8 protein-coding genes and 2 pseudogenes are annotated in these 13,259 nt (G+C 55.9%); 3 read left to right on the forward strand and 7 right to left on the reverse strand.

What is annotated here, in order from left to right:
* Window positions 1-233: 233 nt before the first annotated feature.
* From trhO to ACURWW_RS14085, 4 genes are all read right to left on the reverse strand, one after another.
* Entirely contained in the window at window positions 234-1,244 is a 1,011-nt protein-coding gene (trhO, locus tag ACURWW_RS14070) for an oxygen-dependent tRNA uridine(34) hydroxylase TrhO (protein ID WP_445617635.1), read from the reverse strand.
* Window positions 1,245-1,388: 144 nt separating this feature from the next.
* Window positions 1,389-2,483, reverse strand: a complete 1,095-nt coding sequence (locus tag ACURWW_RS14075; protein ID WP_445617636.1) for a PQQ-dependent sugar dehydrogenase — start codon at window positions 2,481-2,483, stop codon at window positions 1,389-1,391.
* A gap of 87 nt (window positions 2,484-2,570) precedes the next feature.
* Entirely contained in the window at window positions 2,571-3,557 is a 987-nt protein-coding gene (locus ACURWW_RS14080; protein WP_445617637.1) for an LLM class flavin-dependent oxidoreductase, read from the reverse strand.
* Between the two features lie 106 nt (window positions 3,558-3,663).
* The gene (locus ACURWW_RS14085; protein ID WP_445617638.1) at window positions 3,664-4,797 is read right to left on the reverse strand and encodes a sensor histidine kinase; all 1,134 of its coding nucleotides are present in this window, start codon (window positions 4,795-4,797) and stop codon (window positions 3,664-3,666) included.
* A 675-nt stretch (window positions 4,798-5,472) separates the two neighbouring features.
* On the opposite strand from ACURWW_RS14085, the gene ACURWW_RS14090 reads away from it, so the two are divergent.
* Together ACURWW_RS14090 and ACURWW_RS14095 are read left to right on the forward strand one after the other, a co-directional pair.
* The gene (locus ACURWW_RS14090; RefSeq protein WP_458618502.1) at window positions 5,473-6,402 is read left to right on the forward strand and encodes a hypothetical protein; all 930 of its coding nucleotides are present in this window, start codon (window positions 5,473-5,475) and stop codon (window positions 6,400-6,402) included.
* Between the two features lie 253 nt (window positions 6,403-6,655).
* Window positions 6,656-7,000 carry a helix-turn-helix domain-containing protein gene (locus ACURWW_RS14095; protein WP_445617640.1) on the forward strand — a complete coding sequence of 115 codons (345 nt, stop codon included), beginning with the start codon at window positions 6,656-6,658 and terminating at the stop codon, window positions 6,998-7,000.
* Here ACURWW_RS14095 and ACURWW_RS14100 read toward each other — a convergent pair.
* On the reverse strand, window positions 6,893-7,936 hold the full coding sequence (locus tag ACURWW_RS14100) for an HNH endonuclease (RefSeq protein ID WP_458618503.1): 1,044 nt from the start codon (window positions 7,934-7,936) through the stop codon (window positions 6,893-6,895). The genes ACURWW_RS14095 and ACURWW_RS14100 overlap by 108 nt on opposite strands.
* Window positions 7,937-8,405: 469 nt before the next feature.
* Here ACURWW_RS14100 and ACURWW_RS14105 point away from each other — a divergent pair, with 469 nt between their 5' ends.
* Window positions 8,406-12,290, forward strand: coding sequence for a DNA methyltransferase (locus ACURWW_RS14105; protein ID WP_445617642.1), 3,885 nt, complete (start codon window positions 8,406-8,408; stop codon window positions 12,288-12,290).
* A 150-nt stretch (window positions 12,291-12,440) separates the two neighbouring features.
* On the opposite strand, the pseudogene ACURWW_RS14110 reads toward ACURWW_RS14105, so the two are convergent.
* Both ACURWW_RS14110 and ACURWW_RS14115 read right to left on the reverse strand, forming a co-directional pair.
* A pseudogene (locus tag ACURWW_RS14110) lies at window positions 12,441-12,536 on the reverse strand (hypothetical protein); the annotation flags it as partial.
* Window positions 12,537-12,541: 5 nt separating this feature from the next.
* A pseudogene (locus tag ACURWW_RS14115) lies at window positions 12,542-13,138 on the reverse strand (DDE-type integrase/transposase/recombinase); the annotation flags it as partial.
* Window positions 13,139-13,259 lie beyond the last annotated feature (121 nt).

The following is a 13,259-nucleotide window of genomic DNA, read 5'->3' on the forward strand; positions in this document are numbered from 1 at the left end:
AGGCCGAAGGCCGTAACCCAACACCCCGAACCTTCTGCAGGCTCACAGCCCGACCCGACAATGTTGGGTTACGCTACGCTAACCCAACCTACAAACCACGGTGGCCGACCGCACCCGTAGGTTGGGTTAGGCCGAAGGCCGTAACCCAACACCCCGAGCCTTCTGCAGGCTCACAGCCCGACCCGACAATGTTGGGTTACGCTGCGCTAACCCCAACCTACGGTAAGACAGAGCTAGCTCTGCGCAGCTGCCGCCAATTCCCGGTCACGTTTGCGGCGCTCTTCCTTGGCCCGGCGCCGCTCGGCCAGCGTCATGGCCGCATCCGCGCCCAGGTGCGCTTCGCCCCGTTCGCGGGCAAGACGGAGTTGCTTCTCCCGCTCGGCGAACTTGGCTTTCTGTTCCGGGGTCAGGGTGTCGTAGCAGTGGGGGCAGCTGATGCCTGCCTGATACTTTTCGCTCGCCTTGTCTTCTTCCGTAATGGGCAGGCGGCAGGCGAAACACTGGTCATAGTCGCCCTTCTCCAGGCGGTGGTTGACGGTCACCCGGTCATCAAAAACGAAACACTCCCCCTTCCAGCGGGAGTGTTCTTCGGGCACTTCTTCCAGATACTTGAGAATGCCGCCCTTCAGATGAAACACCTGTTCGAAACCCTGCTCCTTGAGATACGCCGTTGATTTCTCGCAGCGAATGCCGCCCGTGCAGAACATGGCAACCTTCTTGTGCCGGGCCGGGTCCAGGTTCTCCTTCACGTACTCCGGGAACTCCCGAAAGGTCGTGGTCTTCGGGTTGACCGCGTTCTCGAAAGTACCCACTTGATACTCGTAATCGTTTCGGGTGTCGATCAGCACCACCTCCGGATCACTGATCAGCGCATTCCACTCGGTGGGGTCCACATAGGTACCCACAACCCGGCGCGGGTCCACCCCCTCAACGCCCATGGTGACGATTTCCTTCTTCAGCTTCACCTTGCTGCGTTTGAACGGCTGCGTATCAGTGAAGGACTCCTTGAAATCCAGCTCGGCGAAGCGGGGCTCGCGGCGGAGCCAGCCCAGCACAAAGTCGATGCCTTTGCGGCTGCCGGCGATGGTGCCGTTAATCCCCTCTTTAGCCAGCAGCAAGGTGCCACGCACCTTTTGCTGCTGCATGATGTTCAGAAGGGGCTGACGGAAATCGGAGTAGTCGGGAAGCGCCACGAACTTGTATAGGGCGCACACCACGATGGGTGCATCCTGGGGAGCAGACATATCTTGTAGACCTCACATTGCGGGCTGGAAGCCCCTCCGACAATTCAGGTCAGAGCAAAAACGCGCGCAATTGTACCCGAAGCGCTCCGCAATGTGAGGCAGGAACGAACAATAATTGATCTGTATCAGACTCCGACCGCCAGCTCAGCTTTCGGGGATAATGCGCTTGATCCCGCCGCCCTCGGTCGCCACATAGATGTACCCGTCCGGCCCCTGGCGCACGTTGCGGACCCGGCCGATGTCCTCGAACATCACCGTGGCGTCCTGCACGCTGCTGCCCTCCACGTTGGCGAGCACCAGATAGCGGAACTTGAGAGAGCCCACCAGCAGGTCCCCCTGCCAGTCGGGGTACTTGTCGCTGGTGATGAAGGTCATCCCGGACGGCGCGATGGAAGGGTCCCAATACCAGGCGGGCGATTCAAAGCCCTCGCGCTCCGTTCCTTCGGCAAATTCCGTCCCGTTGTAATTGATGCCGTAACTGAGGATCGGCCAGCCGTAGTTGGCGCCCGCCTTGATTACATTCACCTCGTCGCCGCCGCGGGGGCCGTGCTCGTGCACCCAAAGCTGCCCGGTCTGGCCATTCCAGGCCATCCCCTGGGGGTTTCGATGGCCCCAGGAGAAGATGGCCGGGAGCGCTCCTTCCCGGTCCACGAAGGGATTGTCCTCGGGCACCCGGCCGTCATCATGCAATCGATAGACTTTGCCGCCATCCCGGCTCAGGTCCTGGGGGTTCTCGCTGCGCGCTCCGCGGTCACCGACGGAGAAGTACACAAAACCCTGGTCGTCGAATTCGATTCGGCTGCCGTAGTGCTGGCCGCGGCGGGTATTGGGGGTGGCTTTGTAGAGCACCTGTTGCTCCACCAGCGTGTCCCCCTCAAGTTTCGCGCGCATCAAGGCCGTATTGCTGCCGCTACCCTCACCGTCCGGGCTGGAATAGCTGATATAGAGCCAGCCGTTGTCCTCATATTCCGGGTGCAGTTCCAGATCCAGCAGCCCACCCTGGCCGTTGGCGTGAACCTCGGGAACGTCCCCAATGGACCCGGTGACCTTGCCGTCCCGCACCCGGTGTAGCTGGCCGCCGCGATCGGACACGAGCATGTCGCCATCGGGCAGCCATACCATGCCCCAGGGGACAGCGATGCCCTCCACCACCGTTTCCACCCGGTAGCCGTTCTCCGCCAGGCAGGCGGGCAGGATGAATGCTGTCGCCATGGCGGGTATCAGTGCCAGTTTTTTCATAGTCATTTCTTCTTGATTATGGTTCTTGTTTATGGATGAGTTGGTGCTTCTCGAAGGTATAGGCCGGCAGCCGGGCGCTTATGTTCCCTAAAAACCTCGCTGAGTCTCTGCAATCAACTCGAAGGACCGCAGCCGCATATCCGTATCGTAAACATCCGAAACAATAATCAACTCATCGGCCCCCGTTTCACTCACCAGGGCGTCAATCCCCTTGCGCACCGTTTCCGGTGAGCCGACGATGGAGCGTGACAGCATTTCCTTCACCTGCAGTTTTTCCGCCGCCGACCAGTAGCTTTCGATGTCCTCGATGGGCGGCTGACTCAGACCGCGCGCCCCGCGGAAAATATTGACGAACGACATCTGCTGGGTCGTCCACAGGCGCCGGGCTTCTTCGTCCGTATCCGCGGCGACGATGTTGACTCCCACCATGGCGTAGGGGCGAGACAGTTGCGCGGAGGGCTGGAAGTTGCGGCGGTAGATCTCCAACGCTGCCATCAGCTGCTGGGGCGCGAAGTGCGAGGCAAAGGAGTAGGGCAGCCCGAACTGCGCCGCCATGGCCGCGCCAAAGGTGCTGGAGCCGAGAATCCACAGCGGTACCTGAGTGCCAGCGGCGGGTACGGCCTGAATGCGCTGGCTGGCCGCTTCCGGTTCGAGGTACGCCTGAAGCTCCAGCACATCCTGCGGGAAGTGTTCCGCGGCGGCGGGGGAGCGACGCAGTGCACGCAGGGTCATCTGATCCGTTCCCGGCGCACGGCCGAGCCCCAAATCGATACGGCCGGGAAAGAGGTGGGCGAGAGTCCCGAACTGCTCCGCAATCACCAGTGGGGAATGATTCGGCAGCATAATGCCGCCCGCCCCCACCCGGATCTGCTCAGTGCCTGCAGCGATGTGCTGAATCACCAGGGACGTTGCCGCGCTGGCAATACCCGGCATGTTGTGGTGCTCCGCAACCCAGATCCGCTCATAGCCCCAACGCTCCAGGTTCCGGGCCACCTCGCGCGCGCTGTCGAGCGCGTTGCGCGCATCAAAGCCCTCGCGAACGCGAACCAGATCCAATACCGATAACTTGGTCATGCACTCTCCCCCAGAACTTTTGTAAGACGGGCCCAAGCTTAACAAATCCCGGTGTCGGGAGGGCTGGCACAGAGGCCACTACCGGCGGCGAACGTCGTGGGTCCCCTCAACCGGCCGGTAGCACCATGCTGAACGTCGTGCCGGTCTCTTCGGAACTATCCACCCTCACTTGGCCGCCGTGTCCTTCGGCCACAGCCTTCACATAGGTCAGCCCCAAACCCCAGCCGCGTTCCTCGCGAGATTTGGCGCCCGAGCCCCGGGCAAAGGTGACGAAAAGCATTTCCCGCTCGTTGTCATCAATGGGAGGGCCCCAGTTGTGAACCGAGATAATGTTCTCCTGCCCCTGGGTGCTCAGCTCAACCCGAACGGGTCTTTCCGGGGCTCCATGATTAATCGCATTGGAGACGAGGTTCTCAACCGCCCGTGCGAGGCCTGCCCGATCAAAGTGACCCTCCACCGGATGCTCCGGCATCGCTACCTCTACCCGGTTGGGATAAGCCAGAATCGCCCCTTCCGTAACCTCCTTCAGGATCGTCCGCAGATCCTCCTGAGCAAACTCGAGCTCCAGGCCCTCCCCTGCCTCCAGGCGAACGGCATCCAGAAACTCGCTAACCATCTTGTCGATGCGCCGAGCGTTTTGAACAACCTTCGTCAATTGATCCTGCACTGTGGGGTCGGCCACCTGCTTACCGGCCGCCGCGGCGCCAAGGGTCACCACATTCAGCGGGTTGCGAATGTCGTGCATCAGCATGGAAATCGCCTTCTGACGCAAACTTTGCAGCGACTGGGTAAACTGGGACGCCGCCAGCTCGATGGCGCGCTCATTCGCGGCGGTAACCACCTCCAGCACATGCCGGTCCAGCAACGCCTCCTGTTCCAGGACGTCACTGAGCACTTGACGCAGGCAGATGTACTCCTCGATCAGCTGGTCAATCGAATAGCCGGGCAAAGTGGCTCGCAGCCGCCCATGGGTTTCGTTTGCGCTCGCGACCATTTCAGGATTGCCGGCCAACTCCTTGCGCACGGACGCCACATCCGCGCAGTCAAGCATCTCCATCATGACCGCCATGTAGGGCAACAGGTGATTGCGAAGCAGCAAACTGTCCTGCTCCCGCGCCGCAGGCACGGATCGCCGCACCTGATCCTCCCAGCGCTGGAAAATCGTCTCGAGATTTTGCTCTACAAAAGCCCCCGCCCGGTGGCGCAGAGCTCCGCTATCAGTGTTGGTTGGTTCTGTCATGTTGCTCACAGGAAGTGGTCGTGCTGGCGGTAAAAGGGCCGTCCCCGCGCTCGCGCGGACGCTGCCCGGTGCAGCACCGAGGGAGCCCACAAGTTTCTCGGTTTGTGCCCCTGCACAGGAAAGCAATATGCCAGCCAGTTGGTGGTGCCGGTGAGCGCAGTTAGATGCCAGCGCCCCTGCGGGTCAGGAAAAGAATTGCCAGACCTGGAACATTTCTTTCCGGCGAGAAACCCAACCTTCTGTGTGGGCGGCTTTCAGAACCGTCGAGGGCATTCACTGCAGCGACAACTGCCAGGGGTATCTGGGAGAGGCAGCCGTATGGGCCTGCAGAACCGCGTAGATCCATGGGGAAACCTCAGACGGAGCCGCGCTTGCGGAAGTTGGCTCGGCAACCGAGGGGTCCTGCACAACGAGCAAAAAGAGATCGTTGCTCCATGGCGACATCATTCGTGGGTGATTTGAAGGCGCTCCAGCATGGCTTGCAGCCTCAGGTCCATGAGTCCGCAGGTCAGATGAGAGGCCAACGTCGGGGTTAGAACGGCTTTTGTGTCGGGCCTCTACACCACCGCGAATCTAGTGGTCGCCGCTTACACCCATTCGCATAGAGAAAGTTAGATCAAGGAGAAAAGTGTGAACCGGGTTTACATAGTTGGAGCTTCCGGCGAGACCTCACCCATGGAGAGAGTCGAATGTACTAACGAAGATCAAGAGTTACAGACGCTTCTCCAAGGAAACCCCGAATTATTGCCGGGCGACCAAATTAATCCCGAAGAGCCTCGCCGCTGGCTTCTGATCAAGCGGGAAATGCCGGTCCCGGATCCGGCTACGGGTGCCACTAGGTGGAGCGTCGACTTTCTTTTTGCCGATCAGGATGGAGTACCTACTTTTATTGAGTGCAAGCGCTACCAGGATTCACGTGCTCGACGCGAAGTCGTGGGGCAGATGATTGAATACGCGGCCAATGGGCACTATTACTGGGCGAAAGAGGACTTGCGAACTTATGCTGAACAGTCAGCACAAGCGAGGGGTAGCTCCCTGGACGCGATGATGTCCGAGTTGGGTCCAACCTGTGCGGACACTCCGGACGGCTATTTCGAGGTCATTCAGCAGAATTTGCGAGAAGCTCAAATTCGGCTGGTATTTTTTCTCGAGAAAGCACCTGCAGAACTGAAAAGCGTCGTGGACTTTCTCAACCGACAAATGGAAAGATCGGAAGTACTCCTTGTAGAGGCGAAACAGTACAGCAAAGACAGTTTGAAAATAGTTGTGCCCACGCTTTTTGGCTACACGGAAGCCGCGCGGCAGGCCAAGCGGCGGGTGATGGTCAGAACGGAAAGTGCTCGCCGTAAATGGGACAGGGAAAGGTTCTTCGCAAGCGCTGCTGAGGCTCTAACGGCGTCAGAGGTCGCAGCTATTCAACAGTTCTTTGACCGGTGTCTGCGTATCGGGTGCGAAGTAAGCTGGGGTACCGGCGCGATAACAGGATCGTTCAATGTGAAAATAACCGCGGTTGCCCGCCCATCTCTGATTACCATCACCACGAATGGGGATCTCTACTTCAATTTTGGAGCTCTGAGCGGAGAGGGTACGCTAAATCCCGACTAATGGAAGTGGCAACCCGAATCGGGTTGGATCTGCCCAACGGCTACGCCTCCAAGTATCCGAGGTATCCCGCCGAAAAATGGATCACCGAATCCGGCGCCCTCGCCGCCGAGTTGGAAAAACGTTCCAGTGAAAACGCGGCCACGAATCCGGGCCGATAGCTGGACCCCCCAATAAACATGCGACAACCTCCAGCTGTGATACGGCATGGCATTCTGCCAGGGCGAGCTTTTAGTTTTTTTGAGTTGGCCCCGAATTGCTGGCCAATCTTACTTCATCGTTCTTCTGTACGAGCAGGTACATCCCTTTCGGGAACCCCCGCGCTGCTGCCGATCTGTCCATGGCGAAGCTCGGCGAAGCAGTTGGGGTCAGCCCCAACATGGTCAAAAAGTACGAACACGACCAGAGCATGCCGTCGTCGCCCGTGCTGATAAAGCTGGCGGATGCTCTCCACGTTCGTACCGAGTTCTTTTTCCGGCCCTCACATCGAAGCCTACATTTGGTTGGCAATCTCGATAGATTCTCTCATGCGTGCTCGAAAGTTGTCATCGCTGCCCCATTCGGAGGGCACGTTTTTCAAGATTTTGTCTCGGTAGGGTAATAGGTATTGATCGATGCCTCTGTCCAGTGAATGTTCCGTGAGCACCCGAAGGGCCGCGTCATCTACCCTGAATGTCAGATCGCGATCGACATACCAGACCTTGCTATCAAACAGCTTATGGTGGTTGCGGCACAAAGCAATTCCATTCCATGCCTCGTCTTGAGAGCGCTCGTCATACACGGGAACCAAATGCGCGGCCTCAACAACCCTAAGCTGTACCCCGCATGCTGCGCAGGCATTGTCATACAGCGGAAGCACATCCTGCGCAAACCTCCGGCATCTTTCCCAGCGGCGTTGCTCAATTAATCTTCGTTGGTTTTTTATCTCGGCGATGTCGGTTGCATCTAGTGGATCTGCGTTCCGGTCGAGATCGGGCGCTTGAGCTTCTAGGTAGGTCTGGAGTTCTTCCCCACGCAGACCCTCGCGTTGAGCATGCTGGTAAGCTTCCAGTAATCTTTCGAGATATAGAGGGCGTACCGCACATCGGACCTCCGAACCGATTCTGTTGTTGCGTCGCGGTGGCGCTACGGCCCATCCAGTTTCACTCGCTTCTTCAAGAAGATCTTCCGTTATCTGTATGTTTTTTGAGTATCCGGCGTCTTGATGCCCCTCAACCTGCCAGGACACGAAGAGTCCATGCAGTGGGCTATAGCCCAATAAAAAACACCCGTCGTGTCCATTGATCTCAAAATGTTGGGGGCTTCCCTTTGGTGTTCCAGGTAAAATGATCTGGCTCTTGTATTCGCCCGCTGGCCTTCCCTGTGCAGATCTGTCTGGAGTTGTCGTCCAGAGGTAGATTGCTATTCTGCCGAGCTGGTCGGATTCGAATATCGCAGGTTTCGGTGCATTCTCGGACTCAACAGCCACCATATTCGGAAGAGCCCTTTGCAATATTCTCTGCAGATTCTCGGATTGTAAGACGTGTCTGTCCCTCATCATCTCTCCGCCAAGGATACCCTTTGCCCCAGAGCCGCATACGCGGCCAGCCTACTCCAGATCGCCGCCTGCGTGCTGCCGGACGACCGAAGACTTTGTTCATGAAGCGGTAAGTATAGGGATAAGGCGGCTGGAGCGCCAAGAGAGCTTACTCTCCGGTCCTCCCAGCGGGCAGACGAAAAGGCCTTTCTCCATTGAGGTGCTCAAATTTTGCGCAAGCTGGATTGCTGTCACTCCAGCGGTGGAAGGGCATTGCCTGCTGTGGCAGCACTTCTGCAGCCCATCAATCGCTCGTACCGAAACTCGGTTGAACTTTACTCGTTGCGAAGTGCGAAAAACGATCAGCCACTCGTTTACATCTTGGCATAGTCTCTTCGGCAATTGAGTTTCCCGAGCGATGGCGCTTGTTAACCAATATTGTTAACATTGTCAGCTGCGTTGCTACAGTTACGGGGAACCGGATTAAATAATGAACAAGATCAGTAAATGGACTGCCGGCCAAGCTATAAAAGCAAGGCGGAAAGCGCTTGGATTGTCCTTGGAAGACCTCGCTTCAACTTTGGGTGTCTCTAAAGCCTACTTGAGTTACGTCGAATCCGACGAGCGCATTCTTGCTGAAGAACAAGCTGCCGTAATCTCTGAGGCGATAGGGATTCCCTTAGATCTCTTACTACTTAGTTCAGGAAAGCTGCCCGGTGACGTTCACCGTGCGATTTCGAGTGATGCTGCTTCGATCACGGCTGCAGTGCGACAGCGGTCAGAACAACATGCAGTGCAGTATCCTTCGGAGTTGCAAACCGCCATCCCAGATCCTGCGAAAAGGACGCGGACCTATTCTCCCGCGGGAATCCCAGAGAGAATATCAGTATCCAAGGCCAGTTCTTCCTATCGTGCTCATAGCTACCACACGAAAGTCCCGCCTGAAGCGATCACGCCCTTCATAAGGGCTTTAAGCGAGCCAGGCGATGTGGTTTTAGATCTCTTTTGCGGATCGGGAATGACTGGAGTCGCTGCTCTCAATGAAGGGAGGCATGCCATACTCGCGGATTTGTCGCCGGCCGCCGTCCACATTGCTCGGAATTACACAAGCTTTTGTGATCCAAGCGAATTCACGGCAGCGATGCGAAAAGTTGCAGATACAGTAGAGCCAACTATGCGTTGGTTGTACTGTCCAGTTGAACAGAAAACCGAGACAGTCGAATACACCACCTGGAGCGATGTGTTTCGATGTCCTGAATGTAGCGAAGCTTTCGCGTATTGGGACGTAGTGCAATCAGCTGCGGGTCTTTCCGGAGGTCAGATAGTTTCCTGCCCTCATTGCCAGTCCGAGGTTAGAAAGGGCGAGTTGGAATGGTTGTCGGAAAGGCCAGTCCAGACACACGTTTCCTCGGGTGGTTCGAGAATCAAGTCGCATCACCCGACTCCGGGCGAGTTGATGCTAATTGAAGCCGCAAACACAACGCCGATTCCCTACTGGGTGCCTGAGGTCCCATTTGGACCTGAGCGGGAAATGTGGAGGGCTTCACATCGCGCAATGGGAATAGCGGGTGTCAAAGATTTCTTTACACGCCGGAACTTGCACGCTTTAGCGGCGCTGCGCCATGCAATCGTAACGACTGCCGAAGGTAGGACGCGGGAAGCGCTGATGTTTGCTTTCACTGCATGCGTCAACCGTGCATCTCGCCGATATCAGTGGAATGCAAAGCGTCCGACTAATGTGATGACCGGAACACTTTACATTTCCTCGCTGAGATACGAATGGAACGTCTGGAGTTTGTTTAGACGAAAAGCAGCTGACGTGAGACGGTATTACGAAAAATATCCGAAAAAGTCATCCACGGTTCAAGTTATAAACCGATCAGCAACCGACTTGTCATGTATTCCAGACGGCTCCGTATCGATGGTATTTCTGGACCCACCCTTCGGGTCTAACATCTTTTACGCCGACAGTTCGTTGTTGTGGGAAGCTTGGATGGGATCGTTGACCGACACGGGCGAAGAAATCGTGGTGAACAAAAGTCGGGGTAGAATCGGAGGGGGAAAAACTCTCGAGGACTACGGGAAGCTAATGACAAAAGCTCTCTCGGAAGTCGCTCGCACGCTACGTCCCGACGGATATGCTGTTTTGGCCTTCTCAAATTCTGATGACAAAGTATGGCTGGAAATACAAAACGCAATCCAGGCTTCTGGGATGCAGACAGAGACGGTTCACATCCTCGACAAGGGACAACCGTCCATCAAAGGCGTTAAAGGAGTTGCAGGCAAAGAGAAGGTGACCAGGTACGACCTTCTAATCACCATGAGACACAGCAAAAAAACCACGGCAAAAAAGGCCCCAACGCTACAAGCCCCCATTTCGCTAGTTGATGAAGAAACTCTATCTGCCCTTCGGATAGGCAGTGCCAGGACTGACGACATCTATTCACAAGTGATCCAGTCGATGCTGTCCAAAAGAAAAAGCCTTTCAGGGGTTACAATGCCTTTAATCGAAGAGAGGATTAAGCTTTTGGGTGCGCAATTGATAGAGGGAAAATGGACGTTAGAAAAGGAAATAGGCGGTAATCTCGGAAGTGACACGGTGGCGGACTATCTTTCGGACCCATCTTCGTTGCCCGTATCTTCCAGGAAATCCGCACCAACCAAACCACCGAATCGTCCTCTGGTTCCAGGAGGGCGCAATAGCGCGTTTTATACTGCCCACAGTTATCACACCAAGGTTCCTCCCGAAGCTATTACGCCGTTCATAGAGCACTTCACGAAGCCCGGTGATGTCGTTCTAGACCTATTCTGCGGCTCGGGAATGACCGGCGTAGCGGCAGCGCTATCCGGCCGTCGAGCTATATTGAACGACCTGTCTCCAGCCGCTATTCATCTTGCCTGGAACCATACACATGAATGTAGTCCTGCTGAACTGCAAGACGCGTTTAGCCAGGTTGAAACTAAGGTGCAAGCTGATATTGATCGTATATATCGAACTGCGCACATAGATGGAGAAAAGGCAACTATCAACTGGACGATGTGGAGTACACGTCATCAGTGCCCTGCGTGCCGCAAAAAGTTTTTGCTATGGGATGCGATTGATCGGACAGACGGTCGCATGGGCTCCAGTATTGACTGCCCCGAATGCGGCACATCGATCGTCCGGCGAGATCTTAAAGCAATAGATTCTGTTCCAGCGTGGATCTCCTATACCACTCAGAGCGGAAAACGGAGCGAGAGAGCAGCGGAACCGAAAGACGTAAGACGAGCTCGATCCTTCAAAAGAGAAGATATCTCGTCGTGGTATCCGTCGGTTCCTATTGGCCCGGACCGGGAGATGTATATCCGTTGTGCCTTACAGTTGAAGGACGTTCATGAGGTGGCCGACTTTTATACGCCCCGGAATCTTCATGCATTGTCACTGATCTGGGAGGCGATATGCGAAGTTAGTGATAGACGTCTCCGGTTGGCTCTAGCATTCGCTTTCACCAATACTGCTTGGCATGGTACCAGGATGAGGCGCTTCAACGCTCGTGGGGGGCAACGCCCCCTCACGGGAACACTCTACATACCGCAGCTTTCATCGGAAGTAAATGTACTCGATGTCCTCCGAAACAAAATCGCACAACTGAAGCGATACTACAGCGTGTTTCGACCGAAATCGGTTGCTCCCCCAAGCGTAATCAATGGTAGCGCGACATCTCTGAAGCAGGTAAAAGATAACACGATCGATTATATATTCACGGATCCCCCCTTCGGCTCTAACCTATTTTACGCAGATTGCAACCTTATCTGGGAGTCGTGGCTAGGTCGGATCACTAATCCGTCGAAGGAAGTTGTGGTGAATCGATCATTAGATATGGCGAATGGAGGCAAGACGCTTGACGTGTATGAAGCCCTAATGACCCAATCCATGAAAGAGATGATCCGCGTGCTGAAACCTGGTGGATGGGCAACCGTGGTTTTCCATAACTCCGACGGCCAAGTCTGGGACGCACTACACAAAGCCGCAGACGGAGCGGGATTCGAATTTCATGAGGCGGCGTCGCTTGACCGGAAGCAACAGAGCCATAAGGGATATAAAGGTCGTAGCGGACAAGAAGACGTGGCGCACTTTGACGTGGTCATGAATCTTCGGAAACCTTTGCGAGTCAAAGCGACTGCGAAAACTCCGGCAGGAATCACCAAACGTGATTTGCGAAAGCTAGTGCTAGCAGCTGCAGAGGACGTATCAGTTAGTAGTCGTGGCCTGCAGGCAATCCACGCGGAAGTGGTCCGTAGACTGATCTCGCGCGGTGAACGAGTTTTCTTTGATTATTCCGATGTGCGGAAGATTTGGCAGGAAATTGGGAGCGACGCTGAGATCACAGCCTAAGATTTTGCCCAAGATTTGCTCGACGACGCGGGTACCTTCTCCATTATCCGGGCGTGCAGGTATGGCACCCACGCCCTCAATGCTTGCTATCGCTTCCGGAGTACGGCGCATGTTTCCGCAAATATCGTAGAACACGAATTCCGTGCCGGGGTAAACCACGAACGCCGCCTGTACGGGATGAATGGCATCTCTGTACGAATGCATCTTATACAAGTCGGCGCGGAGAAAAGTAGCTCCATCTTTCAATGCGGCAGATGCTCGGCTCGTTGATCAGAGTTGTCATAGGTCCGACCATAAGGCCACTCTCGCAAAAGCCGTCTGAATGAACCGCCCTGCTTTCCCGTTAGTGCGAGGGGTGTACGGCTTGGTGCGCAGGTGCTTGAGCCCCAATCGGCGACACAGACGCTTGAAGCCCGCAGACCTGTAGCAGGAGCCATTATCGGTCATCAGCCGCTGGATGCGGATGCCGAGAGTGGCGTAAGCAATGCTGCGATTAGGCATGCACAAGCGCTCTTGGCGGTTTCGTCAGGGTAGATCGAGGAGAAGGCCACGCGGAATTATCATTGATAGCAACATGAACGTATTCCCAGCCAGCATGAGTTGCGGCCCAGGCGTCGATCCTCCGTAGGCTTTCGGAAAGGACCGAGCTTTTTGACGTCGAGATGGAGCAGTCCACCGGGCTCACTATACTCGTAACGTATCACCGGTTTGGCAGGTTCCAGCAAGGCAAGTCGATTCAGACCCAGTCGCTGTAACAGACGAGCAGTGGTGGAGCGACCAATATCCAGTAGCTGACTGATTTGGAGATAGGTTTTGCGCTCGCGGCGCAGCTTGGCAGTTCGGCGCTTAACGGGTATAGAGCGACAATTAACTTGACCGGTCCAGCGACAATTATCTTGGCCGGTTGATCTGATAGGGTTCGACACCCGCAAAACGGAGGGTTTGCAGTGTCGGGCAGTCACATCACAG

This window comes from Gilvimarinus sp. F26214L (assembly GCF_054401055.1).

What these genes read in the sequence shown, in the direction of transcription:
- trhO (WP_445617635.1), bottom strand. Translation starts at nt 1,244, where the DNA reads ATGTCTGCTCCCCAGGATGCACCCATCGTGGTGTGCGCCCTATACAAG.
- ACURWW_RS14075 (WP_445617636.1), bottom strand. Translation starts at nt 2,483, where the DNA reads ATGAAAAAACTGGCACTGATACCCGCCATGGCGACAGCATTCATCCTG.
- ACURWW_RS14080 (WP_445617637.1), bottom strand. Translation starts at nt 3,557, where the DNA reads ATGACCAAGTTATCGGTATTGGATCTGGTTCGCGTTCGCGAGGGCTTT.
- ACURWW_RS14085 (WP_445617638.1), bottom strand. Translation starts at nt 4,797, where the DNA reads ATGACAGAACCAACCAACACTGATAGCGGAGCTCTGCGCCACCGGGCG.
- ACURWW_RS14090 (WP_458618502.1), top strand. Translation starts at nt 5,473, where the DNA reads ATGGAGAGAGTCGAATGTACTAACGAAGATCAAGAGTTACAGACGCTT.
- ACURWW_RS14100 (WP_458618503.1), bottom strand. Translation starts at nt 7,936, where the DNA reads ATGAGGGACAGACACGTCTTACAATCCGAGAATCTGCAGAGAATATTG.
- ACURWW_RS14105 (WP_445617642.1), top strand. Translation starts at nt 8,406, where the DNA reads ATGAACAAGATCAGTAAATGGACTGCCGGCCAAGCTATAAAAGCAAGG.